This is a genomic window from Streptomyces sp. UF-297 (assembly GCF_058245575.1).
Genome location: NZ_JBSIBZ010000005.1, coordinates 40,884 through 63,419, shown reverse-complemented (window position 1 = coordinate 63,419; position 22,536 = coordinate 40,884). Strand labels below are relative to the sequence as shown.

The following is a 22,536-nucleotide window of genomic DNA, read 5'->3' as shown; positions in this document are numbered from 1 at the left end:
CCGCCCCTCATATCCCGACTTCCGCCTCACTTGCCGTCGAGCGCCCGCCGGATGTTGGCCCGTACCGTCTCCACATCGCGCAACACTGCCGCGTACGCCGCCTTGTCGCGGTCGATCTCGCGCTGCTGCCGCTCGGCGAGGGCCGACCACCACACCGCGACCGTGCCGTGTTCCCGCTTGCACTCCACATCGGCCACGGCCGTGCCGATCTCTTTCTCCGTACGGGTCGTGTTGCCGGTGGAGCCGCTGCGCCGCCAGGCCTTGTCGCCGAACGCGTCGTCCGGCTTCGCGTACCGCTTGAAGCCCTTCTCCTGGACGCACCGGGACCAGGTGTCCCATGCCTTGCGCACCTTCGGGTCCTTCGCCGTCGCTTTACGGGCGCGCTCCTCCGCCTGGAAGACCTGCGTCGCCATTCGCTGCGCGTCCTTGACGCCCCGCTCCAACTGCCGTGCGGCCACGCCCGAGCATCCGCCCTCGGGCACGGCGCGCCCCCGCACCTTCCCTGCTCCTGCGCCGCCTCCCGGGCCTTCGGGGCCGGCGGAGCCGCTGCCGTACAGGACCGCGTACTCCTCCTTGGTCATCTCCCGGCCCTCCCGCGGGGGCCACGGGGTCGCCTTCTTGGGGTCCCAGCCGTAGCCCCAGCGACGGACCTGGCCGAGGTCGACCTCGCCGAACGGCGTCGAGGGCGCCACCGCGACGAGCGTCGCGCTTCCGCTTCCGTCCCCCGGCTGTTTGGGCTCGCGGGGGAAGTCCGCGAACCCGAAGTCCACCATGCACCGCTGTGCGAGCACGGCGTTGGCCCGCATGTGCCGGGCGCCCTCCGCATCGCTGAGCTGGTAGCGCTCCAGCGGGAGCGCCGAAACCTCTTCGGCCTTGTCCCCCTGCGGCGCTCCCGCCCGGTCCCCCGCCGCGCTCCCGCAGCCGGCCAGTACGACGGCGAGCACCCCGGCCGACGCCACCGCCGCGCCGCGACTCCTTCTCGACGATAAGTCCATGCCGCTCAGTATCGCGCCCCGTCCTCCCGTACCCACCCGCGCCCGCCACCGCTTTACATGTGACCTTCTGGTCACCTATTCTCGAACACGTGACGGACGACGACCGCGTGTTCAAGGCACTGGCCGACCCGACGCGGCGCTTTCTGCTCGATCTGCTCTTCGTGCGTGACGGCCGCACGCTCGGCGAGCTGGAGTCCGAGGTGGAGATGACCCGCTTCGGCGTGATGAAGCACCTCAAGGTGCTCGAAGAGGCGGGGCTGGTCGTCACACGCAAGTCGGGCCGGGAGAAGCTGCACTACCTCAATCCGGTGCCGATTCGCCTGATCCACGACCGGTGGATCGACAAATACACCGAGCGCCGGGTGACGGCGCTCGCGGAGCTCAAGAATGAGCTGGAGGGGAACACATGACGACCGGGGACGCGACCAACCGGACGGTTCAGGTCCATCAGATCCACATCAAGGCGACGCCCCAGGCGATCTGGGACGCCATCACCCGGCCCGAGTGGGCGGAGAAGTACGGCTACGGCGGCCGGGTGGAGTACGACCTGCGCCCCGGCGGTACGTTCCGGGCGCTGGCCAGCGAGGAAATGCGCAGCCACGGCGCGCCGGAGCAGGTCATCGAGGGCGAGGTCGTCGAGGCCGACGCGCCGCACCGGCTCGTGCAGACCTACCGCATGCTCTTCGACCCGACGCTGTCCGGCGAGCCGCTGACGCGTCTGACCTATGAGATCGAGGAGGGGGACGCCGGGATCTGCAAGCTCACCATCACGCACGACGTCACCGGCGCTCCCTCGCACGCCGCCATGCTGGCCGGCGAGGTCAAGGAGGCGGGCGGCGGCTGGAGCATCGTACTCAGCGACCTCAAGTCCCTGCTGGAGACCGGCAGTTCGATGTGGAATTGAGAGGAGCGCGGATAGCGGGTCGAGCCCCGCTCCGCCCTGTGCCCAGCGTGCCCTGACGATGCCAGGAGCGGCCATCCCCTCGACCGGGGCGGTCGCTCCTCGGCACTCCCCTCCCCCGCGCGCCTCACTATGATCACGCCATGTCCATCACCTACACCTGGCGGGGAGAGTTCGACAACGCGGCTCTCAACTCCCTTCACGCGCAAGGGTTCGACCACCCGCCGCTGGAGATCGACTGGACGGCGCAACTGCACCGGCACAGCCTCGGATGGGTCTGCGCGCGGACCGACGGCCGGCTCATCGGCTTCGTGAATGTGGCATGGGACGGCGGGGTCCACGCATTCCTGCTCGACACGCTCGTCGCGCAGGAATTCCGCGCGTCCGGCATCGGCACGGAACTCGTCGCCGTCGCCGCCCGGGAAGCGGCAGCCGCACAGTGCGAATGGCTGCACGTCGACTTCGACGCTCCGCTGGCGCCGTTCTACTTCGACGCCTGCGGCTTCACACCCACGAAAGCCGGGCTCATCGCATTGTGAGGCCGCACGTGCGCGTTGTGAGGCCGCACGTGCGAAGTGTGACGCGAGCTGCGCCCGCTCCCGGTCTCAGCGGCCGTCCCCCGCGCCGCCCGCCGCGTCGAGGTACACCCACAGCCCTTCCTCCCGTACGAAGCGGCTGTTCTCGTGCTGGTCGTCGGCGTGCCCCTGCACCGAGTAGTGCGCCCGGAATTCGACGGTGCCCTCGGTGTGGAACGCGGTGCCGCCCGTCGAGCCGAGAATGTCCAGGCGGGTCCACCGGATATCGGGGTCGAGGTCCAGTTCCGCGGGCCGGGTCGTGGGGTGCCAGGTCCGCAGAAGGTAGGCGGTGTCACCGACGGCGAAGGCGGAGTAGCGCGAGCGCATGAGGCGCTCCGCCGTAGGGGCCGCCGCCGAGCCCCGGTGGAATGTGCCGCAGCACTCGCCGTAGGACGATTCCAGGCCGCACGGGCACGGCGAACCGCTTCCGATGGGCGTGTTCTCGGCGGACCTGCTGCGCGCGGGCTGCTTCGGGGACGTACGGCGGGATGCGTTCTTCTTGGACACGGGTCAATTGTCGCCGGTCCGCGAGATCCTTCGCACCCAGGCCCTAGCGATCACGCAGGTAGTCATCGACCGTGGCGGCGATCACCTGCGTATAGCGGACGATGCCGGGCGAGCGCACCGGGCAGGGTTTCGGGGTCGACGTCGTGGGCGCCAGGCAGAAGTGCAGGGCGTCGTCGGTGCGGTGCAGGTCGGTCGTGCCGCCGTCGCGTTCCGGTGCGGTGCAGTAGGCGGGGTGGGCCTTTTCGAAGGCGTTGCACGGGAGTTGACGCGTCCAGGTGTACCGGGCGCCGGGAGCGCTCACCGCGCGTCCGGCGTCGGAGACCAGGTCTCCGGTCGCGGCGGCCTGTGCCGCGTACAGGGAATTCACCCGCCGGATACGGTCGGGCCGGAAGGCGTCGGGCGGCTGGAGCACCCAGACGAGTTTCGGCCGGGCGATTCCCGCGTTGTCCGCCGCCGCGGAGATCTGCCGGGTCAGTTCCTTCGCGTCGGCGGCATAGCGGGCGTAGTACTCCGGTGTCCCGGACGCGATATTTCCCATGCAGGGCGTGTAGCCCCAGGAATTTCCCCAGAATTGGAGGATCAGCACGCTCGGCCGCACCGTACGCACCAGCGCTGCCGCTTTGTCCTGGGCCGGGACGAGGGACCTGCCACCGCCTCCCTCCAGGTAGTCGCACAGCGTCGTACCGGAGTACGGCGCGCTGCGCAGCGATGCCCGGCCCGATTCCGCGATCCGGTCACCGAGGACCTTCTGGTTCTCCATGGCCAGCGAGTCGCCGATGTAGACGGCCCGTACGGCCGTGCGCGGCCGGGCCTTCGCCTCCGGCGCGGCCGAGGAGGCGGGGTCCGGAGCCGCTGTGGGGTCGCCCGCGCCGCTCGATGCCCGGGGCGCATCCGGCGTGCGGGCCGGTGCCGCGGCAGGCCCCGGCGCGCCGTCCGATGGGTCCGAGGCGAAGACCACGCCCCAGCCGAAAACTCCCACGAACGCCAGCCCCAGGGCCACCAGTAACGGCCACGCCCAGCGCTTGCCCATCCGGTCGCCCCCGTCGCGTCTGCGGGTCAGGTCACCTCATCGGCAGACCAGGGAAGCACACGGCCTGCCCGTTGAGAAGGGGACGGAAGGGCCGTGTGGGAACGCGGAAGGGGGCGGCACAGCGCGGCGGGTATCAGTCGAAGCGGTAGGAGGTGCCCTTCTTCAGGGTCCAGTTGCGTACGGACCACGCCTCGCCGGGGTCGACGATCACAGCGGTGCCGACGCATTCGCGCTGCTCGAAGATCGTCACGGAGCGCTGGGTCTCATTGCGCACGGCCCCCACCGGTTTCGCTTTGCCGCCCGCGGTCCGGAATTCGCCGCAGACGCCCTTGCGTACGTCCTGCACGCTGTTCTGCCATGAAATGCCGGTGATGGGATTGTCCGCGCCGAAACGGAAGGGCCCCTCGGGCGCCTGCGCCGATTCCTCGGAGCCCTGCGCCGGCCCCTCGGAAGCGTGCGCCGGCAGCACGGTGACCCAGGGCAGGACCAGAGCGCCGACAACGGCCCCTGCCGCGATATTCCATCGCATGATCTCTCCTGTTTTTCGATGGCTTCCACTGCTGAGCGGAGTCGGAGCGGTGGACAGGGGAGATCCCACGCAACCGGTCACACCTAACGCCGGTTCCGCCGAATGACAGCCCGCGGTGCGATCCGGCAGGTCACAGCACAGCAGGGGGCGGGATGCGCCCCGACGGCGCCCGAATGGGGGGTTTGAGCGACAAATCACCCATTTGCAGCTTTTGCGAGCTTGATACTTACTGTGAGGCTGGAAGAACTCATGGTGACCGTCCCCACCACCCAGGAGTGAATTCCCATGATCCTGTCCATCTCCGGCGTCGTCCTGCTCGGTGTCATCGTCTTCCTGTTCTTCCGCAAAGACGGACTCAAGGCCTCCCACGCCCTGGTCTGCGCACTCTTCGGGTTCTACCTCGCGGGTACCGCGATCGCCCCCAGCATCAAGGCGGGCGGCGCGAGCCTGGCCAGCCTGCTGGGCGGGCTGAAGTTCTGACCCGGGCACCCCACGCCCAGGCAGACACCAGCGGTTGAACCCGCCGGCCCGCGTGACGACGTCGAGCCGGTCCGCCCCTCCCCCGCTTCACGAACATCCAGGAGACCGATGTGGCCCGGCGACCGCTGCCCCGCATCCTAAGCAACAGCGCTCCGATCACCCGCGGCCGCGAGTTCGCGCGCACCGCCGCCGACAGCGCCACCGACGTGTTCCACCCCCTGATCACCATCAGCCGTGGACTGCGCCGGCTGGCCGCTGCCGCCCGGCAGCGCTGGGTCTCCACACCCAAGGAGCGGCGCGGGCCGCTGCTGTTCCTGGTGGCCGCGTGCGTGCTGGCGGTGGCGCTGGTCCCGTACGGGCCGCTGATGGCGCTCATCGGCCTGATGGCCGTGTCGGCCTGGATGGGGCGGGAGCGCACCGAGGTGCAGACCGGGCCCGCCGAGGCGGAGCTCGGCCGGCTGCAGTCGCTGTACGAGGCGCTGGTGCCGTACTTCTCCGTCGACGGCGATCCGAATCCCCTGTACGCCCATGGCGGGGAATGGGGGCGGGCGTTCAGTGAGTACGAATTCGACGACAGCGGGCGGCTTTCGCTGCTGCGGCTGAAGTACCCGGCGTATTTCACCGACGGCGAGGCCGATTCCCGCGCCCGTATCGAGCAGGTGCTGCACGCGAAATCCGGGCGGGGCCGGGAGTACCACTTCGCGTGGGACGAGGAGGGAAACCAGCTCGTCATGACGGTGCTGGCGGCGCTGCCGACCGATATCGCGGCGCAGCGCTTCGTCACGGCGCCCGGCGAGACGGTGCTCGGGTTCACCGATCCCGGCGCGGTGCAGCGGACGCTGCCGGTGGCGGGCTCGATCGTGGAGGGCGAGCAGACCCGGGACGTACCGCCGGTGGTGTGGCGGACCGGGCCGCGCTCCACCGAACCGCATCTTCTGGCGCTGGGGCAGCCGGGGGCCGGCATCACGACGCTGCTGCGCTCGATCGCCCTGCAGGCGCTGCACCACGGCGATGTGCTGGTGATCGACGGGAGCGGCACGGGCGAGTTCGCCTGTCTGACCGGGCGCACCGGCGTGATGGGGGTGGAGAGCGGGCTGTCGGGGGCACTGGCGACGCTGGAGTGGGCGGCGCACGAGACCGAGCGGCGGCTGATCTCGGCGAACCGCGCGCGGCAGGCCGGGCACCCCGCGCCCGAGGACACCCGCCGCCCCTTGTGGATCATCCTCGACCGGCCGACCGCGCTGGCGCATCTCGCGGTCGCCGAGGGGCGGGACGATCCGCAGCGGCTGCTCCAGGTGCCGCTGCGCCACGGGCGGGCGGCCAATGTCACGGTCGTGGTGGCCGATCAGTTCGAGGGGGCCGAGATGCTCGACGAGCCGGTACGGGCGCACACGCGGGCGCGTGTGGTGCTCGGTCCGGTCACGTCCGAGGAGGTGCGGGCGGTGCTCGGGGCGCCGCCCAACACCACGCCGACCGCGCAGGTGCCGCCCGGCCGCGGCTATGCGCGGCTGGGCAACGGGCCGGTGCTGCGCCTCCAAGTACCGGCCACGCCCGACCCGTTCGACGACGCGACCAGCGAGGGGCACCGGCAGGCGGTGCTGGGGCTGCTGCCGGAGCGCTCGGTGCCCCTCGATGCGGCGCCCGCGGCGGTGGAGCCCGCCGGGGCGACGACGGAGGCCGCGCGCTCCGACGGGTGAGGCGGGCGCGGAATTCCGCAGCCGCCGAAAGCCCCGCTCCACGACCCGTACGGCCGCCAACTCCGCTCTGCAGAAACAGAGTTCAGCAGGCGCACGCTCAGGCGACGAACGGCCGCAGCGCCTCGACATCGGCCGTGGCCCCCGTCGCCACCACCCCCGCCGCCGACGCCAGGCGCGCCGCGGCCTGTTCGGCGACGGCGCCGCTGACCGTGAAGGGCAACCGCACGAAGCCTTCGAAGGCGCCGTCCACACCGAACCGGGGGCCGGAGGGGACCCGTACGCCGAGCCGCTCCCCCACCTCCGCGATGCGCGAGCCGGAGAGTCCGCCGGTGCGCACCCACAGGGTGAGGCCGCCGCCGGGGACGGTGAACTCCCAGTCGGGAAGGTGGTGTCGCAGGGCCGCGACGATGGCGTCGCGGTTCTCGCGGGCCTGCTCGCGGCGTATCGCCACGGCCTGTTCCCAGCCGCCGTTGTCCAGGAGCGAGGCGATGGCGAGCTGTTCGAGGACCGGGGAGCCGAGGTCGGCATAGGCGCGGGCGGCGATCAGGCTGCGGATGATGTCGGGGGCCGCGCGGACCCAGCCGATGCGCATCCCGGCCCAGAACGCCTTGCTCGCCGAGCCGACGGTGATCACGGTGCTGCCGGCGGGGTCGAAGGCGCAGACGGGGCGGGGCAGTTCGAGGTCCGGGTCCAGGTTGAGCTCGGCCATGGTCTCGTCGGCGACCAGCACGGTGCCCGAGGAGCGGGCCGCGTCCACCAGGTGGCGGCGCTGGTCCTCGGTGGCCAGGGTGCCGGTGGGGTTGTGGAAGTCGGCGACCACGTATGCCATCCGGGGCGCGGCGTCCCGCAGCACCTGGCGCCAGGCGGGGATGTCCCAGCCCCCGAGGCGGTCGGCCAGGGCGACGGGGACCAAGCGGGCCCCGGCGTCGCGCATGAGCTGGAGGATGTTGGCGTACGAGGGGGAGTCGACGGCGACCCGCTCGCCGGGGCCGGTGATCAGACGGCAGATCGCGGCGACCGCGCCCATGGCGCCGGTGGTGACCATGATCTGTTCGGGCATGGTGGGGATGCCGCGGGCGGTGTAGCGGTCGGCGAGGGCCTGGCGCAGGGTGGGCAGGCCGGCCGGGTAGTCGCCGTGGGTGTGGGCGTAGAGCGGCAGGTCCTCCATGGCGCCCTGGACGGCGCGGGTGAGCCAGGGCTCCGGCGCCGGGAGGGCGGCGCAGCCGAGGTCGATCATGGAGCCGACGGCCTCGGGCGGCAGGGGCTCCAGCCCACGGGTGGGCAGGGGGTTGCCGGCCGGGACGGCGGTCCAGCTGCCCGATCCACGGCGGGACTCGAGGAAGCCCTCGGCGCGCAGCGCTTCATAGGCGGCCGCGACAGTCGTGCGGCTCACCGCGAGGGCGGCGGCGAGTTCGCGCTCGGCGGGGAGGCGGGCGGCGACGGGGACGCGGCCCTCCAGGACCAGGAGCCGTACGCCGTCGGCCAGGCCACGGTAGGCCGGGACGCGGCGGGCGCCGACCGCCGTCACGTTGTCACGGCCCTCCTGCGACCGAAGGAGCCGGGCCAGTTGTGCCGCACCTACCGCCGAAGTCCACTGAGCCATCTGAAGCGGTCCACCTTCCCCGAATTGGCCATGGAATTGGATTGATCACCTGCCACAGGGTGTCATGCATCAGTCCAATCCTGCCAGGAGGGGGAAGGTTTTGTCCGTCACGAAGGACACTCAGAGGGCGCAGGACGCCGCGGGCCCGGCCGGCCGAGGAGCGTCGCACCTGCCGCGGCGGCTCGTCCAGCTCTACATCGGGCTGGTCCTGTACGGCGTGAGCATGGGGCTGATGGTGCGCGCGGGGCTGGGCCTGGAGCCGTGGAGCGTCCTGAACCAGGGCATCTCGGAGCACACCGGGCTGTCGATCGGCATGGTCACCATCGTGTCCGGCGCGCTGATCCTGCTGCTGTGGATCCCGCTGCGCCAGCGCCCCGGCCTGGGCACGGTCTCCAACGTGGTGATCCTGGGCCTGGTGATGGACGGGACCCTCGCCCTGATACCCGACCTCTCCGCGCTGGCGCTGCGCATTCCGCTGCTCCTGTTCGCCGTCGTCCTCAACGGCGCGGCGACCGGCCTGTACATCTCCGCACGCTTCGGGGCCGGACCGCGCGACGGCCTGATGACGGGCCTGCACCGGCGCACCGGCCGCCCGGTACGCCTCGTACGGACCTGCATCGAGGTGACAGTACTGGTCGCAGGCTTCCTCCTGGGCGGCTCGGCAGGCGCGGGCACAGTCCTGTACGCCCTGGCCATCGGCCCCCTGGCCCAGTTCTTCCTGCGCTTCTTCGCCATCAAGGGCCTGCCGGACCAGCCCTCCCCCGTCGTCGCCCGCAGCCCCCGCACACGCCGCCAGAGCGCGGCACTGCCCGACTGACCCCGTACGCGATCACCGTGCATCCCCGAAACACCGGACGCTTGGACCGATGCGCTCTCGCGCGGCACGATGGCTGGGGGGCCACCCGAGAGAGAGCGGTGCGCGATGAGACTGGTACTGCAGGAGTTCCTGTCGCTGGACGGCGTCTACCAGGGCCCGGGGGCCCCGGACGAGGACACCAGCGACGGGTTCACCCGGGGCGGCTGGTTCGTGCCGTACATCGACGAGGAGTTCGAACGGCAGGCCGGCACCTGGCTCGGCGCGGCGGACGCGTTCCTGTTCGGCCGCCGCACCTACACGAACTTCGCCCGGGACTGGCCACAGATGACCGAGCACCCCTTCGCCGGCATCCTCAACGGCCTGCCGAAGTACGTCGCCTCCCACAGCCGAATCGAAGCCGACTGGAACCCGACCACGATCCTCTCCGGCGACATCCCCGCCCAGATCGCCGAACTGAAACAGCAGCCCGGCCGCGAACTGCAGATCCACGGCAGCGGCCGCCTGGCCCAGTCCCTGCTGACCGCCGGCCTGATCGACGAACTGCGCCTCGCCATCGCCCCAGTGATCGTAGGCAAGGGCCGCCGCCTCTTCCCGGACAGCGGCCCCCCGACCGCCCTACGCCCCCTGAGCACCACCACAACACCCGGCGGCCTGTCCATCCACGTCTACGAACCCACCGGCCTTCCCGACTACGGCACGTACGGCGCGGGCACGTAAGCCCTCGGTGGCCTACTGCGGGGGCTGCGAGTACCGCTCCACCGTGGCCTTGGACGTGGAAGCGTCCACGAGTCGCAGCTCCCATGGGCCGCTGTTCACGTCGAAGTCCTTGCCGAACCCGACCCACTTCCCCGCCATCCTGCGGCCGGTCGGCTCTACCAGCAGTTGAATCGCTCCGTGATAGCGAGCGCCCTGGTAGTACCCATCGGCGGCTGTCTGCTCAGTCCACGTGCCGGTGATCACGTTCCTGTCCAGTGTGAGATCGAGCGACAGAGGGCTATCGGGATTGCTGGATGCACCGGGCAGGCTCTGGGCGGTCAGCCGGTTCCCGTGCTGCAACAGCACCACGTAGTGCTTGCCTTCGAAGGTGTCTCCCCGGCTGGAGGAATAGAACTCGTACCGGCTGAGCCACACGCCGGAGTAGTTGTCCGCGACGGCATGATCCGCGGTCCGGACGCCCCCTGACGCCTGAGCGACGCCACCTGCCCCGGCTTCCATGTCGTGCCCTCCTGAGCCGTCCTCACGGACCCTGGCCACAGGTACGGGCAAGGCGAATCCCAACGCCTCCACAGGCCGCCCAGTGACGCGCTCCAAGGCCCGGGCATACACCGGGCGCGGGCTACGGCTGACGCCGGCTTCCCATCGCTGCACAAGCCGCTTGCTGGCGTCGTTGGGATCCGCCAGTTCATCGCCTGCCCGCCGCAAAGCTTTCGCCAGGTCGTCCTGGGACATACGCAGGCCTATCCGAACGGCCCGCAGGACGTCATTGGGGACGTGTTCAACGGTCGTCGTCATGTCATCGACGGTAGACCTAACCGCCGTGGAATGACACCGGTTTGACGCCTACGAGTGACACCCAGATGACGCCCGCTACGGCGCCGCAACGGCCGCGATGAATCAGGACCCTGTAGGGCACCCTCACAGCCCCACCAAGGGATGGCCCATGACAGCCAGGGAACCTGTACGAAAGTGTCCGCATTGCACCGCCCTGATCATCTGGAGCGACGCGGAGAAGTCGGAGAAGTGCCTCCAATGCCACAAGCCGATGGGACCGAAGCAGGAACGCCCCGAAGCCGAACTCGTACCCAGCCCCTTCGCTCCAGGGATCGACTATCTCTGACCACGACTGCTACAGGCGGAAGGCCAGCGGAAAGCACAAGCAGTCGGGCCCCGTACACGCACGGCCCTCCGCTGTGGCGGCGCTAGCCTGCTTGGGTGCGTGGTTCAGGGAAGACAGGAATAACGGCGTTGCGGCATGCCTATCTCGATCATCCCGGCGCTCTCGCCTTTGCTCACCGGGGTGGGGCCGCGGGTGGGCTGGAGAATACTGCGGCGGCGTTCCGGCGGGCCGTGGAGTGTGGGTATCGGTACCTGGAGACCGATGTTCATGCGACCTCGGACGGGAAGGTGGTCGCCTTTCACGACGCCACGCTGGAGCGGGTCACCGACGCGCGCGGGGCGATCGGGCGGCTGCCGTGGCAGGTGGTGCGGCGGGCACGGGTGGCCGGGCGTGAACCGCTGCCGCTGTTCGAGGAGCTGCTGGAGGAGTTTCCCGCGGCCCGGTGGAATGTCGACATCAAGGCGGAGGCGGCGCTGGAGCCGCTGCTGGAGGTGGTGCGCCGGGCCGGTGCCTGGGACCGGGTGTGCGTGGGGTCCTTCTCCGAGGCGCGGGTCGCCCGGGCCCAGCGGCTGGCCGGGGCGCGTATGGCGTCCTCGCTGGGCTCGCGCGGTGTCGCGGGGCTGCGGCTGCGCTCCTACGGCCGCGGGGTGCCGCTGGACCGGCTGCTGGGGGCGGCGGTGCGGCGCAGCGCGGTGTGTGTGCAGGTGCCGGAGCGGCAGTCGGGGATCCGGGTGGTGGACCCGCTGTTCGTACGGGCCGCGCATGCGCTGGGGCTCCAGGTGCACGTGTGGACGGTGAACGACGCGGGGCGGATGGCGCAGCTGCTGGATCTCGGGGTGGACGGGATCATGACGGACGAGATCGACACGCTGCGGGCGGTGCTGACCGAGCGGGGCGCCTGGCACTGATCGCCTCGGGACCGGCGTGCGAGGGCCCGCGCCGCCCCTGCTCGGGGTGGTTTCCCGGCGGCCGACGGCGACCGGACCGGGACCGGATTTAGAGCTGGGGCATGCGGGCCGGTAGTGTACGCCTTTGGCTCACCAGGCGGACCGTTACTGCGCGCTGAACTTTCAGCAGCACTGGGTGACATCTGCTGCCAGATGTGACAAACCGGGCGCTGGTGGGTACAACAAGGGGCGGCACGAAGGAAGGCAGCGGCGCGCAGCGCCTCCAATACGGGCGGTGGTGGGCGACGGGTGGGCGCATGTCCCAATTACGGGAATCTTCCCCGCCGACCGGACGTTGACCGGATGACGACGACAGCGACACCTGTCCTGTGGGCGACAAGCCCGGGAGGCACGATTCATGAGTGAGCGAGCTCTACGCGGCACGCGACTCGTGGTGACCAGCTACGAGACCGACCGCGGCATCGACCTGGCCCCGCGCCAGGCGGTGGAGTACGCATGCCAGAACGGACATCGATTTGAGATGCCGTTCTCGGTTGAGGCCGAGATTCCGCCGGAGTGGGAGTGCAAGGTTTGCGGTGTGCAAGCACTTCTGGTGGATGGCGATGGCCCTGAAGAGAAGAAGGGCAAGCCCGCGCGTACGCACTGGGACATGCTCATGGAGCGGCGCACCCGCGAGGAGTTGGAGGAGGTGCTGGCCGAACGGCTGGCCGTCCTGCGCTCCGGCACCATGAACATTGCCGTGCATCCGCGCGACAGCAACCGCAAGTCCGCCTGACAACGGACGAGCAGCACAAAGGGCCGGGGCCACTGTTCCTGCAGTGGCCCCGGCCCTTTGGCATGCCCGCTCGCGGAAAGTCCGGGGAGTAGGCGGCCTGGTCAGGGCAGCGAAAGGGCCGGGTGACGTCCCCTGGGGGCGTCACCCGGCCCGAATCCTTGCGGGTCAGCGCGTCAGTGGCGGGTCCTGGCGCGGCGGGGCGGGCGGGCCGTCCTCGCGGATCACCTCGCCCTGGACGACCTTGCCGTCCGGAGCGTGCATACGGGCCTGCTGGAAGGCGTCCCCGAGCGAGCCCGGCGCATAGGTCACCTTCCGGGACAGCAGGCGCTCAGCGCGGCGGTGGATCAGTTTGCGGGTCGGCGGGAACAGGCACAGCAGCCCGGCGACGTCCGTGATCAGGCCGGGGAACATCAGCAGCAGGCCGCCGAGCATGGGGAGGGTGTTGCCGCTGCCCTCCGAGGGGCGCTGCTGGGCCGCCATGGGGTCGCCGCCCGCCTGCAGCGTCTCGGTCAGGCCCTTCCAGGCCCGGCGCCCGGCCCGCTTGATCACGTACCCGCCGATCAGCACGCCGGCGAGCAGCAGCAGAAAGACCGTCAGGCCATTGGCGGCCCCGGCGACCAGGGTCAGCAGCCAGATCTCCAGCACCAGCCAGGCGGCGATGCCCAGCGGGATGAACCGGCGGGCGCGCGAGCGCTTGGGGGGTCGGCTGTCCGGCGATGGCGTGGCTGCGAACGTCATGTCTCAAGTGTGCCTGGCCCCGGCCGCGACTCCCCCGCTCGGGGGCCGCTGGGGGACGACATCCGGGATGTTTCCGGGGTGGGCTACGACTCCGGGACGAGAAGGCGGATCGCCGTGTCCTCCGAGTAGTGATCGGATCCGCGGGTACCGGCCCCGTACACATCAGCGACAGAGCCGAAGGAAAAGCGGAAGGAAGTGGTCACGGTGGAGCGAAGGACGGATGCCCCGGCGGCCGAGGGCCCCGGCATTCCCCGGGATCTGCCCGATCAGCAGGCGGACGCGGAGTCCGCGGCGCCCGACCCGTGGGATCCGCAGGACGCCGATCCCTACGAGGAGGAGGACCCGGACGGCGAGCAGCTGCCGGACACCGACCAGTCGGGCACGGGCCGGCGCGGAAAGGCGCAGCGCCAAGGCACCCACGCCGAGGGGACAGCCCCGGACGAGCCCACCGACTGAGCCGCGGGGACGGCCCCCGGGCCGGCGGATCGCGCCGGCTCCCGGCGGCCTCCGGCGGCTGCGCCGCGGCCGTTGAGGGACCGCTCAGTGGTTGCGCAGCGCCGAGATCAGCTGGCTCTTGGTCATGGTCGAGCGGCCCTGGATGCCGACCTTCTTCGCCTCGCGGTACAGGTCCTCCTTGGACCGGTCCTCGTACGCCCCGGCCTTGCCGCCCTTGCGGCCGGTCTTGCTGCGCGAGCCGCCCGAGTCGTTGGCGATCCGGGCGGCCTTCTCCTTGCTCGCGCCCTCGCGGCGCAGCGCCTGGTAGGTCTTCTCGTCCTTGATCTGCGGGGTGGGCATGGCCGCACCTCTCCTTCCTGGTCGTTCCCGGGCCCGGCTGCACACCGGTACGGCTCCTTCGAGCATCGCGGCGCTGCGCGGCCCGCGCAGCGCGGGAAGAGACCCGGGAGGCCGGCACGCGGGTGGCACCACGCGCGCCGTGACGTTCCTGCGGGGCCGGGTGCCCGGGCCGGGACCAGGAAAACCCGGCGGATCAGAGGCAGCCGGGTCAGCTGTCCTTGCGGCCGGTGAGGCGGTTCACCCGCGAGCCGACGCCCCAGGAGGTGACCCGCCACAGCGCCTCGACCACGATGTCGCGGCTCATCTTGCTGTCGCCCAGCTCGCGCTCGACGAAGGTGATGGGGACCTCGACGACGTGGTAGCCGGCCTTGACCGCGCGGCGGGCGAGGTCGACCTGGAAGCAGTAGCCCTGCGAGGCGACCTCCTGCAGGCCCAGGCCCTCCAGCGTCTCCTTGCGGAAGGCGCGGTAGCCGCCGGTGACGTCGCGGATGGGGACGTCCAGGAGCAGGCGGGAGTACGTGCTGCCGCCGCGGGAGAGGAACTCGCGGGACTTGGGCCAGTTGACGACCCGTCCGCCCGGGACCCAGCGCGAACCGAGCACGAGGTCGGCGCCCTTGAGGGCGGTGAGCAGGCGGGGCAGTTCCTCGGGCTGGTGGGAGCCGTCGGCGTCCATCTCGACCAGGACGCCGTAGCCGTTGTCGATGCCCCACTGGAAGCCCGCGAGGTAGGCGGCGCCCAGGCCTTCCTTGCCCTGCCGGTGCAGGACGTGGACCTGGTCGTCGTCGGCGGCCAGTTCGTCGGCGAGCTTGCCGGTGCCGTCGGGGCTGTTGTCGTCCGCGACCAGGACGTGCGCCGCGGGGACGGCGGTGCGCACCCGCGTCACGATCGGCTTGATGTTCTCCGCCTCGTTGTACGTCGGAATGATCACCAACGTGGTTCCGAGCGGACCGTACTGCCGCTGACCGCCGTCTGTCACTGCTGTCCCTTCTCGTCCGTCCGTCGCCCGCGCCGCCCGATGATCATCGCGGCGGCGCAGGACAGAAGCCCCACGATAGCGAGCGCCCACTCGGGAGCCGCACCGACGCGGTCTGCGACGGTCTTTTCGTCGCGCAGCGGAATGCTCGCGCTCAGCACTCCCTGGGTGAACTCGGGGATCTGGTGGGTGACCGTGCCGTCGGGCGCCACGATGGCGCTGATGCCGCTGGTGGCGGCGGTGACGATGGCGCGGCCGTGTTCGACGGCGCGCAGTTTGGACATGGCCAGCTGCTGTTCGGGCTGGCCGGTGCGGCCGTAGGTGGCGTTGTTGGTCTGGACGACCAGCGCGCGGGCGCCGGCGTCGACGGTCTCGTGCACGATCTCGTCGTAGGCGATCTCGAAGCAGATCACGTCGCCGAGCTGGGCGGGGCCCACCTGCAGGACGCCGGTGCGATCGCCGGGGTAGAAGTCGCGGGGCACTCGCTGGAAGCGCGTGATGATCTTGCTGAGCTGCTCGCGGAAGGGCACGTACTCGCCGAAGGGCACCGGGTGCTGCTTGGTGTAGGAGGCGCCGGGGCCCTTCTTCGGATCCCACACGATGCCCTGGTTGAAGACATAGCCGCGCTTGGAGGGGTGGTCGACCAGGGCGCCGACCAGCACCGGCACGCCGATCGCCCGCACGGCCTCGTCGATGCGGTCATAGGCCTGCGGGTACTTGAAGGGGTCCAGGTCGGAGGAGTTCTCGGGCCACAGCACCAGGTCGGGCTTCTTCACCTTGCCCGCCTTCACGTCCTCGGCGAGCTTCTCGGTGGCACGGGCGTGGTTGTCCAGGATCATCATCGGGCGGCCCAGGAAGTCCATGCCGGGCTGCTGGACGTTGCCCTGGACGACGGCGACGTTCACCGAGTCGGTGGCCTTGGTGGGCACGGGCACCAGCAGGCCCGCGCAGGCGACGGCCGCGGCCAGGCCGACCGCCTCGACGGCGGGCAGTGCGGCCCGTACGGACTTCGCCGTGCCGCGCAGGCGCCAGACGCCGACCGCCGCGGCCGCCAGGAGGGTGCCGCTCAGCGCGACGGCGAAGGTGACCAGCGGGGCGCCGCCCAGTGCGGCGAGCGGTGTGAAGGGGGTGTCGGTGTTCGCGAAGGCGAGGCGCCCCCAGGGGAACCCGCCGAAGGGCAGCCGGTCGCGGGCCCACTCCTCGGCGATCCACAGGCAGGCCGCCCACAGGGGCCAGGCCTTCAGACGGGAGGTGAGAGCCAGCAGCGCGCCGAGGACGGCGAGGAAGACCGCCTGGATGAAGGCGAGCCCGATCACCGCGTCCCAGCCCACCACATGCAGCCACTTGAGCAGGAGGACGAAGAAGGGCCAGCCGAAGGCGAGGCCCGTCCAGCCGGCCTGGCGGGCGGTGCGGCCGCGGGTCAGCAGGCTCAGTGCCGCGACCGCGAGGAGGGACAGGGGCCACAGGTCGTACGGCGGGAAGGCCAGCGCGAGGGCGAGGCCGCAGAGCACGGCGAGGGCGGTGCGCGGGGCCTCGCGGCGGATGAGGGCGGCCAGTCTGCGGCCCCGGCCGGGGCTCCGCTCGGGCTCCGCGCCCTCGGTGTGCGGACCGTCGCCGCCGGGCGGGACCGGGCCGTCGGCGGCGGGGCCGGATACGGCTTCGGTGGAGGATTCGGATCCCGATGGCACGGTCGCGGCCTTCCTACAGGTCGTGCGGTGGTGAGGTGACCGTACATCGGGGGCCCGCGGTTGCGGTCCGCGGGTGCGCGCGGCAGCGGAAGGCCGCCTGGAGGACGAGGACGTGAGAGGGGGGTCGCGCGCGGGATTCCGTGCTGCGGATCGGGGCCCGGCGCCCTTCGGGCCGACCTGGGACCCGCTGGCTGCGGGTCGACCGAGAGCCGTTGTCTACTGAGCGTCCGGGCCCCGCCCGGGTCGCACCTGCCGACCGGGCGAAACCTTTCCGTCGCCCCCGTGCCGCAAATGCTGGACCTGGCTCCCAGTGGCGGTGTGCCGGTGTGGCACACCGCCCCATGGCCCAGCTGCGTTCGACGACTGCGCGGAGGTCTCCCGGTCGGACGTCCTGAGGTGGACCCGGCCGAACCTACCGGCCGTCGACCGTGCGCTGTCAACAGTTGGCCTGTCTGCGTCGTTCTCGCGTCGTGCCAGGTCAGTGGCGAGCCTCGCAGGTGGAGCGAGTGGCCGCGGGCACCGCGCCGGGTGGCATGTGCCCACGGGATGTCACTCGTTCGGCCGTGCGAACACGGTGCGTCCGGCGACGACCGTGCGCAGGCAGCGGGGCAGCTCGCCGCCCGGGGTCAGATCGGGCAGTCCGGGGGTGCCGGAGCGGGGGTCGGTGGACCAGCGCTGCACCCGCTCGTCGGGGGCCTGGACCAGGAGTTCTCCGGTGTGCCAGAGGGCGTAGTCCGCGGGGGCACCGGGGACCAGGATGCCGGCGTCGTCGCGGCCGATGGCACGCCAGCCGCCGCGGGTGTGGGCGGTGAAGGCGGCGCGGGCGGAGATGCCGTGTTCGCGAGTGCGATGGAAGACGGCGGCACGGACGGTGCCCCAGGGGTCCAGGGGGGTGACGGGGCTGTCGGAGCCGAGGGCGAGCGGGACGCCGGCGCGCAGCAGGGCGGCGTACGGGTTCAGGGTGCGGGCCCGCGGGGCGCCCAGGCGGGTGGCGTACATGCCGCTCTCGCCGCCCCAGGCCGCGTCGAAGGCGGGCTGGACGGAGGCGGTCAGGGCGAGTTCGGCGAAGGCGGCGATATGGGCCTCGGTGAGCATTTCGGCGTGCTCGACGCGGTGCCGGGCGGCGCGGACGCGGGCCAGTCCCACGCGGTCGGCGGCGGCGCGTACGCCCTCGACGACGGCGCTCAGGGCGGCGTCGCCGATGGCGTGGAACCCGGCCTGGAGTCCGGCTTCGGTGCAGGCGGCCACGTGGGCGGCGATGGCGTCGGCGTCCAGGTAGGCGTTGCCGGTGTGCTCGGCGTCCGCGTACGGGGCGTGCAGGTGGGCGGTGTAGGAGCCCAGGGCGCCGTCGGCGAAGAGGTCGCCCGCCGCGCCTGCGGCGCCCAGGTCGCGGATGCGGTCCGCTTCCTTTGCTGAAGTGACCGCCTCGGCCCAATAGCCGACCACACGGGGGCCGTTGCCCTCGGCGGCGAGGGCGAGCAGGGCGGTGAGGTCGTCCTCGCTGGAGATGTCCGGGCCCGCGCACTCGTGCAGGGTGCCGATGCCCAGTGAGGCGGCGTGGGCGAGGGTGGCAGCCTGGGCGGCGGCGCGCTGGGCGGGGGTGACGGTGGCGTGCGCGGCGGCCCGTACGGCGTGGTGCGCGGCGCTGGTCAGCGGACCGTCGGGGTGGAATCCGGGCAGGTCGGCGACGCCCGGGACGAGGTCGAGCAGGGCGGTGGTGACCACGGCGGAGTGCACGTCGACGCGGGTGAGGTAGAGCGGGCGGCCGCCGGTGGCCGCGTCGAGTTCGGCGCGGGCGGGCGGGCGGCCCTCGGGCCAGGCGGTGGCGTCCCAGCCGTGGCCGAGCAGGATGCGGTGGCCGGGGTTCGCGGTGGCGTGCGCGCGGACGCGGGCCAGGGCGTCGGTGAGCGTGGTGGCCCCGGCGAGGTCCAGGCCGGTGCGCACCAGGCCGGTGGCGGTGGTGTGCACGTGTGCGTCGGTGAAGGCCGGGGTGACCAGTGCGCCGTCCAGGTGGATCGTCTCGTCCACGCCGTCGGCGAAGGAGTCCGCCGCGCCCTCCGAGCCGACCCAGGCGATGCTGTCGCCCTCGACGACCATGGCGGTGGCGAAGGGGTCTGCGGGGCTGTGGACCTCGCCGCCGCGCAGCAGGACGGTACGGGGCCGGGCCGGATCGGGGGTGCGCTCACTCATGACCGACAGTGTGGCCCCTGCGCGGGGGCCGCCGGCGCGCGGGGTCAGATGCTCGGGGGGCGCGCTTCGTAGGGCGTGGAGAGCACGACGGTGGTGCGGGTGGAGACGCCGGCCAGGCTGCGGATCCGGGTGAGCAGGTGCTCCAGCTCCAGGGGCGTGGCGACGCGGACCTTGAGGATGTAGTTCTCGTCGCCGGCCACGCTGTGGCAGGCCTCCAGCTCGGGGACCTCGGCCAGGCGGTCGGCGATGTCGTCCGGCGCGCTGGGGTCGAAGGGTTTGACCGAGATGAACGCGGTGAGCGGCAGGCCCACCGCTTCCGGGTCCACGATGGCGGCATAGCCGCGAATGACGCCGCGCTGCTCGAGACGGCGTACGCGCTGGTGCACCGCCGAGGTCGACAGGCCGGTGGCCTTGCCCAGGTCGGTGTAGCTCATCCGCCCGTCCTTGACGAGCAGATCCACGATTTGTCGGTCCAACTCCTCCACGCGATCAACCTACTGTGCCCGGGCGCCCGCGTGCACCGCGCGCCGGGTGATGGGCGCTTTTGAGCCGGGCGTGTGATGAATGCCACAGGCGGGACCTGACGTCTGTGCGGGCTGGGCGATTATGCGCGCGGCATGACGGGAATTGCTCGTGATGGTCGGGGCCGCCCGTCAATCAGGAAGCCGGCGGTCCGTACGGCCCGTGCAAGGGGGATGGACATATGCGACGTGCCAGGACGGAAACCGCGCCGGAGAGTGTCACCGCCCAGGAGGGCGACAGTCTCGGCGGCGAGGACGCTTCGTACGACTCCTTCGAGACCTATGAGATCTACCGGGTGGACTGCCCGGACTGCCATCAGCCGATCGCGCTGCTGGCGGACGAGGACACGCTGCCGGAGCACGCGGTGTGCTCCTCGCCGTGGAATCCGTTCGGGCTGACCGTGTGCCAGGGGTCGGGCCGTGCGGTGGATCCCACGCCGCAACAGGACGCCGCGCTGGCCGCGCAGGAGCAGGACGCGGCGATGCTGCTGACGCTCCCGGAGGGGCTGGACTGGCGCACCCAGCCGTTCTCGCACGTGGGCGGGGCCGCCTCGCGTCCGGTGCGGGTGCCGGGGATGCGGCGCGCGTCCTGAGCGGCACGGCGGCGCGACGGCGGACCTCGCCGGGCGGGCCGCCGCCGCTCCCCCGGGCCGCTGCCGGCGGCCGCGGGCATCGCCGCTGACGGCTATCACCCGCAACAGGTATCACCAGTAACGGTTCTCGATCATCGCTTCCAGGCTGTCCCGGTGCATGATCAGTGCGTCGGGGTCGGCGGGGACGGGGACTTCACCGAAGTGGACCTGGCGGTAGGCCACGCGCAGCATGACGATGGCGTGCCGCAGGGCCGCGTACAGGGTGTGGAAGTCCATGTCGCGCGGGGTGTGGCCGGTCAGGTGCGCATAGCGGGACTCGACGCTGTCGCGGCGCAGGAAGCCGGGCAGCCCGCACTGGCCGCCGCTCTCGGTGAGGTCCTGGAAGAAGCGGTGGAGGTAGACCGTCCAGCCCAGGTCGAGTTCGCGCGGGCCCAGGGCGGCCATCTCCCAGTCGAGTACGGCCGCGGGGTCGAAGCCGTCGTAGACGATGTTGCCGATGCGGGCGTCGCCCCAGCTCAGCACCGTCTGTCCGGGGTCGGCCGGCCAGTGGTCGGCCAGCCAGGCGAACGCCCGCTCGATCAGCGGTGATCGGGGGCGGCCGTCGGTCACCCAGGCGTAGTAGGCGCGTTGGGCCGCCACGTGGCGGTGCAGCGCGTCGCCCTCGCCGGGCAGGGACAGGAACCGAGCTTCCTTGAGCGGGACTTGGTCGTGCAGGCGGGCGAGGACGTCGACCGTCGCCGCCTCCAGGTGGTCGCGCTCGGCGTCGGTGGCGGCGTACAGCCAGTTCCCTTCGTAGGTGTACGGCATGACGTCCGGCGGTACGCGGCCCTCGGCGCGCTCCATGACGAAGAAGGGGGCGCCGAGCGGGGCCGAATCCTCCTCCAGCCACAGGGTGCGCGGCACGGGGACGTCGGTGTGGGCGGCGACCAGGCGCAGCGTGCGGTACTGGCGGGCCATGTCATAGGTGGGGAATACCGTGTAAGCGGCGGGGTCGGCGGCCAGGCGTAACGCGCAGGAGCGGACGGGCGGTTGGGGGTGGTCGATGGCGAAGAGGAGGGTCTCGCTGGACATGCCGTTGGAGGCCGGGACGGTGGCCGAGACGGCCTTGGCGCCGGGCAGGCGGGTGTCGAGCCAGGTGGTGAGGCGGCGGGCGAGTTCTTCGGGGTCGCGGGTGGTGGTACGGGGGCGGGGCGCCGAGGTCATGGCCGGGCCTCCCCTGCGGGGGCGACGGATGTGTATCCGGTGAAGCCGCTGGGGTCGTGGCGGCCGAAGCTGCCGTGCTCGAAGATGCCGTGGCCGACCAGGGTGCCGTCCAGGGTGAAGCGGGCGACGTGGTCGGTGACTCCGTAGGCGGCCAGGGGGTGGGTGGCGGGGTCGGACAGGTCGTAGGTGCGGCGGTCGGTCCAGTCGTGGCCGCGCCAGGTGCCGTGCTGCCAGTCGTCGGCGGGCGGGTATCCGGCGCCGAGGGCCAGGGGTGAGGAGGTCAGGATCTCGGCGGTCATTTCGAGGGGCTTGCGGGTGGCCGGGTCGGTGAGGTGGATGACGGCGCGTTCGGGGTGGCGGGTGCCCGGGCGGTAGGTGATGTCGGTGTGCGGCCAGCCGAGTTGGCGGTCGGGGCTGCCGTCGTCGCGTACCTCGGTGGCGTCGTTGAGGGTGCGGTAGCCGTCCGCGTCCTCCTGGCTGATCACCATCACGAAGCGGTCGTCGAAGCGCACCGGCGACCAGATCCAGTGGAAGCCCTCGGGCCGGTGCTCCTCGCCCGCGCGGCCCAGGTCCTCGCCGGGGATGGGGCGCACTCCCCAGCTGCGGTCGCGGGTGCCGGTCCACTCCCCCGCCCCCAGGGTGATCCGCTCCCCCGCCGCCTGAATCCAGCCCTGGCAGCTGCCCACCTGGACGAAGCGCTTGCCCTCCAGGACGAGCCGGTTTCCGCGTCGCTGGGTGTGGTGGGGTTCCCACAGCGCCGGGAAGTCCGCGTTCCAGATGATCTCGTAGGAGAGGCCGTCGGGGTCGCCCGGTTCGGGGGCGCAGGTGACCAGCAGGGTCTTCAGCGGCTGCTCGACGAGGATGCGGAAGGGACCGACGGACATCTCCATGCGGGTGTCGTCGGGGAGGGCGGAGGAGGCGCGTACGGCGTGCAGGGTGTCGCCCAGGCGCAGGGTGGCATAGGCGTCGATGACACCGGCGTTGGGATAGACGCCGAGGCCGGCGATGAGCAGGGCGCGGCCGGCGTGGTCGAAGACCTGGAAGATGCAGCGGTCGTAGGCGTTGCGGTCGCTGGTGGCGACATGCCGCATGGACAGCGGCACTTGATGGACGGGCCATTCGTCCAACGCGATCGGACGGTCGGGCACGGTGAGACCTCCTGGGCGCGCGGGGTGGATGGG

25 protein-coding genes are annotated in these 22,536 nt (G+C 71.6%); 11 read left to right on the top strand and 14 right to left on the bottom strand.

The features are described 5' to 3' along the window. Positions 1-26: 26 nt before the first annotated feature. Complete coding sequence (locus AC4IJH_RS04985) at positions 27-995, bottom strand: hypothetical protein (protein ID WP_490850266.1); 969 nt, start codon at positions 993-995, stop codon at positions 27-29. 89 nt (positions 996-1,084) lie between these two features. Here AC4IJH_RS04985 and AC4IJH_RS04980 point away from each other — a divergent pair, with 89 nt between their 5' ends. The 3 genes from AC4IJH_RS04980 (at position 1,085) to AC4IJH_RS04970 (ending at position 2,435) form a co-directional block, all read left to right on the top strand. Next, on the top strand, positions 1,085-1,405 hold the full coding sequence (locus tag AC4IJH_RS04980; RefSeq protein WP_490850265.1) for an ArsR/SmtB family transcription factor: 321 nt from the start codon (positions 1,085-1,087) through the stop codon (positions 1,403-1,405). Further along, positions 1,402-1,899, top strand: a complete 498-nt coding sequence (locus AC4IJH_RS04975; RefSeq protein ID WP_490850264.1) for an SRPBCC family protein — start codon at positions 1,402-1,404, stop codon at positions 1,897-1,899. The genes AC4IJH_RS04980 and AC4IJH_RS04975 overlap by 4 nt, the downstream gene beginning before the upstream one ends. A gap of 140 nt (positions 1,900-2,039) precedes the next feature. Continuing rightward, positions 2,040-2,435: a GNAT family N-acetyltransferase gene (locus AC4IJH_RS04970; protein WP_490850263.1), complete on the top strand. Its 396-nt coding sequence runs from the start codon at positions 2,040-2,042 to the stop codon at positions 2,433-2,435. A 66-nt stretch (positions 2,436-2,501) separates the two neighbouring features. Here the strand turns inward: AC4IJH_RS04970 and AC4IJH_RS04965 are convergent, their stop codons facing one another. From AC4IJH_RS04965 to AC4IJH_RS04955, 3 genes are all read right to left on the bottom strand, one after another. Next, on the bottom strand, positions 2,502-2,978 hold the full coding sequence (locus tag AC4IJH_RS04965) for a YchJ family protein (RefSeq protein ID WP_490850262.1): 477 nt from the start codon (positions 2,976-2,978) through the stop codon (positions 2,502-2,504). Positions 2,979-3,021: 43 nt separating this feature from the next. Further along, positions 3,022-4,008: an SGNH/GDSL hydrolase family protein gene (locus AC4IJH_RS04960; RefSeq protein ID WP_490850261.1), complete on the bottom strand. Its 987-nt coding sequence runs from the start codon at positions 4,006-4,008 to the stop codon at positions 3,022-3,024. A gap of 133 nt (positions 4,009-4,141) precedes the next feature. Beyond that, positions 4,142-4,537, bottom strand: a complete 396-nt coding sequence (locus AC4IJH_RS04955; protein ID WP_490850260.1) for a hypothetical protein — start codon at positions 4,535-4,537, stop codon at positions 4,142-4,144. Positions 4,538-4,822: 285 nt separating this feature from the next. Between AC4IJH_RS04955 and AC4IJH_RS04950 the strand changes: the two genes are divergently transcribed. Both AC4IJH_RS04950 and AC4IJH_RS04945 read left to right on the top strand, forming a co-directional pair. Further along, a complete protein-coding gene (locus tag AC4IJH_RS04950; protein WP_490850259.1) occupies positions 4,823-5,017 on the top strand; it encodes a hypothetical protein in 195 nt (64 codons plus the stop codon). A gap of 110 nt (positions 5,018-5,127) precedes the next feature. Beyond that, positions 5,128-6,714, top strand: a complete 1,587-nt coding sequence (locus AC4IJH_RS04945) for a hypothetical protein (RefSeq protein ID WP_490850258.1) — start codon at positions 5,128-5,130, stop codon at positions 6,712-6,714. Positions 6,715-6,811: 97 nt separating this feature from the next. Here the strand turns inward: AC4IJH_RS04945 and AC4IJH_RS04940 are convergent, their stop codons facing one another. Further along, the gene (locus AC4IJH_RS04940; RefSeq protein WP_490850257.1) at positions 6,812-8,317 is read right to left on the bottom strand and encodes an SCO1417 family PLP biosynthesis transcription factor; all 1,506 of its coding nucleotides are present in this window, start codon (positions 8,315-8,317) and stop codon (positions 6,812-6,814) included. 100 nt (positions 8,318-8,417) lie between these two features. Here AC4IJH_RS04940 and yczE point away from each other — a divergent pair, with 100 nt between their 5' ends. After that, positions 8,418-9,134 carry a membrane protein YczE gene (yczE, locus tag AC4IJH_RS04935; protein ID WP_490850256.1) on the top strand — a complete coding sequence of 239 codons (717 nt, stop codon included), beginning with the start codon at positions 8,418-8,420 and terminating at the stop codon, positions 9,132-9,134. Between the two features lie 105 nt (positions 9,135-9,239). Beyond that, entirely contained in the window at positions 9,240-9,851 is a 612-nt protein-coding gene (locus AC4IJH_RS04930) for a dihydrofolate reductase family protein (RefSeq protein WP_490850255.1), read from the top strand. Between the two features lie 12 nt (positions 9,852-9,863). Here the strand turns inward: AC4IJH_RS04930 and AC4IJH_RS04925 are convergent, their stop codons facing one another. Further along, entirely contained in the window at positions 9,864-10,646 is a 783-nt protein-coding gene (locus AC4IJH_RS04925) for an XRE family transcriptional regulator (RefSeq protein WP_490850254.1), read from the bottom strand. 444 nt (positions 10,647-11,090) lie between these two features. Between AC4IJH_RS04925 and AC4IJH_RS04920 the strand changes: the two genes are divergently transcribed. Together AC4IJH_RS04920 and AC4IJH_RS04915 are read left to right on the top strand one after the other, a co-directional pair. Next, positions 11,091-11,879 carry a glycerophosphodiester phosphodiesterase family protein gene (locus AC4IJH_RS04920; protein ID WP_490850381.1) on the top strand — a complete coding sequence of 263 codons (789 nt, stop codon included), beginning with the start codon at positions 11,091-11,093 and terminating at the stop codon, positions 11,877-11,879. Positions 11,880-12,276: 397 nt separating this feature from the next. Then, positions 12,277-12,654 (top strand): RNA polymerase-binding protein RbpA, encoded by a 378-nt coding sequence (locus AC4IJH_RS04915; RefSeq protein WP_490850253.1) that lies wholly within the window; start codon positions 12,277-12,279, stop codon positions 12,652-12,654. A gap of 165 nt (positions 12,655-12,819) precedes the next feature. On the opposite strand, the gene fxsA is transcribed toward AC4IJH_RS04915, so the two are convergent. Further along, a complete protein-coding gene (gene fxsA, locus AC4IJH_RS04910) occupies positions 12,820-13,392 on the bottom strand; it encodes an FxsA family membrane protein (protein WP_490850252.1) in 573 nt (190 codons plus the stop codon). Between the two features lie 204 nt (positions 13,393-13,596). Here fxsA and AC4IJH_RS04905 point away from each other — a divergent pair, with 204 nt between their 5' ends. After that, positions 13,597-13,848, top strand: coding sequence for a hypothetical protein (locus AC4IJH_RS04905; RefSeq protein WP_490850251.1), 252 nt, complete (start codon positions 13,597-13,599; stop codon positions 13,846-13,848). Between the two features lie 84 nt (positions 13,849-13,932). Here the strand turns inward: AC4IJH_RS04905 and AC4IJH_RS04900 are convergent, their stop codons facing one another. The 5 genes from AC4IJH_RS04900 to AC4IJH_RS04880 all read right to left on the bottom strand — a co-directional run bounded on the left by AC4IJH_RS04900 (position 13,933) and on the right by AC4IJH_RS04880 (position 19,523). Further along, positions 13,933-14,187 carry a DUF7218 family protein gene (locus tag AC4IJH_RS04900; protein ID WP_490850250.1) on the bottom strand — a complete coding sequence of 85 codons (255 nt, stop codon included), beginning with the start codon at positions 14,185-14,187 and terminating at the stop codon, positions 13,933-13,935. Positions 14,188-14,395: 208 nt separating this feature from the next. Beyond that, a complete protein-coding gene (locus tag AC4IJH_RS04895; RefSeq protein ID WP_490850249.1) occupies positions 14,396-15,163 on the bottom strand; it encodes a polyprenol monophosphomannose synthase in 768 nt (255 codons plus the stop codon). After that, positions 15,160-16,848, bottom strand: coding sequence for an apolipoprotein N-acyltransferase (gene lnt, locus AC4IJH_RS04890; RefSeq protein ID WP_490850248.1), 1,689 nt, complete (start codon positions 16,846-16,848; stop codon positions 15,160-15,162). The genes AC4IJH_RS04895 and lnt overlap by 4 nt, the downstream gene beginning before the upstream one ends. A 549-nt stretch (positions 16,849-17,397) precedes the next feature. Beyond that, the gene (locus tag AC4IJH_RS04885; protein ID WP_490850247.1) at positions 17,398-19,038 is read right to left on the bottom strand and encodes an amidohydrolase; all 1,641 of its coding nucleotides are present in this window, start codon (positions 19,036-19,038) and stop codon (positions 17,398-17,400) included. Positions 19,039-19,082: 44 nt separating this feature from the next. Next, on the bottom strand, positions 19,083-19,523 hold the full coding sequence (locus tag AC4IJH_RS04880) for an Lrp/AsnC family transcriptional regulator (RefSeq protein ID WP_490850246.1): 441 nt from the start codon (positions 19,521-19,523) through the stop codon (positions 19,083-19,085). Between the two features lie 218 nt (positions 19,524-19,741). On the opposite strand from AC4IJH_RS04880, the gene AC4IJH_RS04875 reads away from it, so the two are divergent. Further along, positions 19,742-20,152 (top strand): hypothetical protein, encoded by a 411-nt coding sequence (locus AC4IJH_RS04875; RefSeq protein WP_490850245.1) that lies wholly within the window; start codon positions 19,742-19,744, stop codon positions 20,150-20,152. A gap of 111 nt (positions 20,153-20,263) precedes the next feature. Here the strand turns inward: AC4IJH_RS04875 and AC4IJH_RS04870 are convergent, their stop codons facing one another. Beyond that, positions 20,264-21,355 carry a phosphotransferase family protein gene (locus AC4IJH_RS04870; protein ID WP_490850244.1) on the bottom strand — a complete coding sequence of 364 codons (1,092 nt, stop codon included), beginning with the start codon at positions 21,353-21,355 and terminating at the stop codon, positions 20,264-20,266. Further along, entirely contained in the window at positions 21,352-22,503 is a 1,152-nt protein-coding gene (locus AC4IJH_RS04865) for an Rv3169 family protein (protein ID WP_490850243.1), read from the bottom strand. Before AC4IJH_RS04865 ends, AC4IJH_RS04870 begins: the two co-directional genes overlap by 4 nt. Positions 22,504-22,536: the final 33 nt, after the last annotated feature.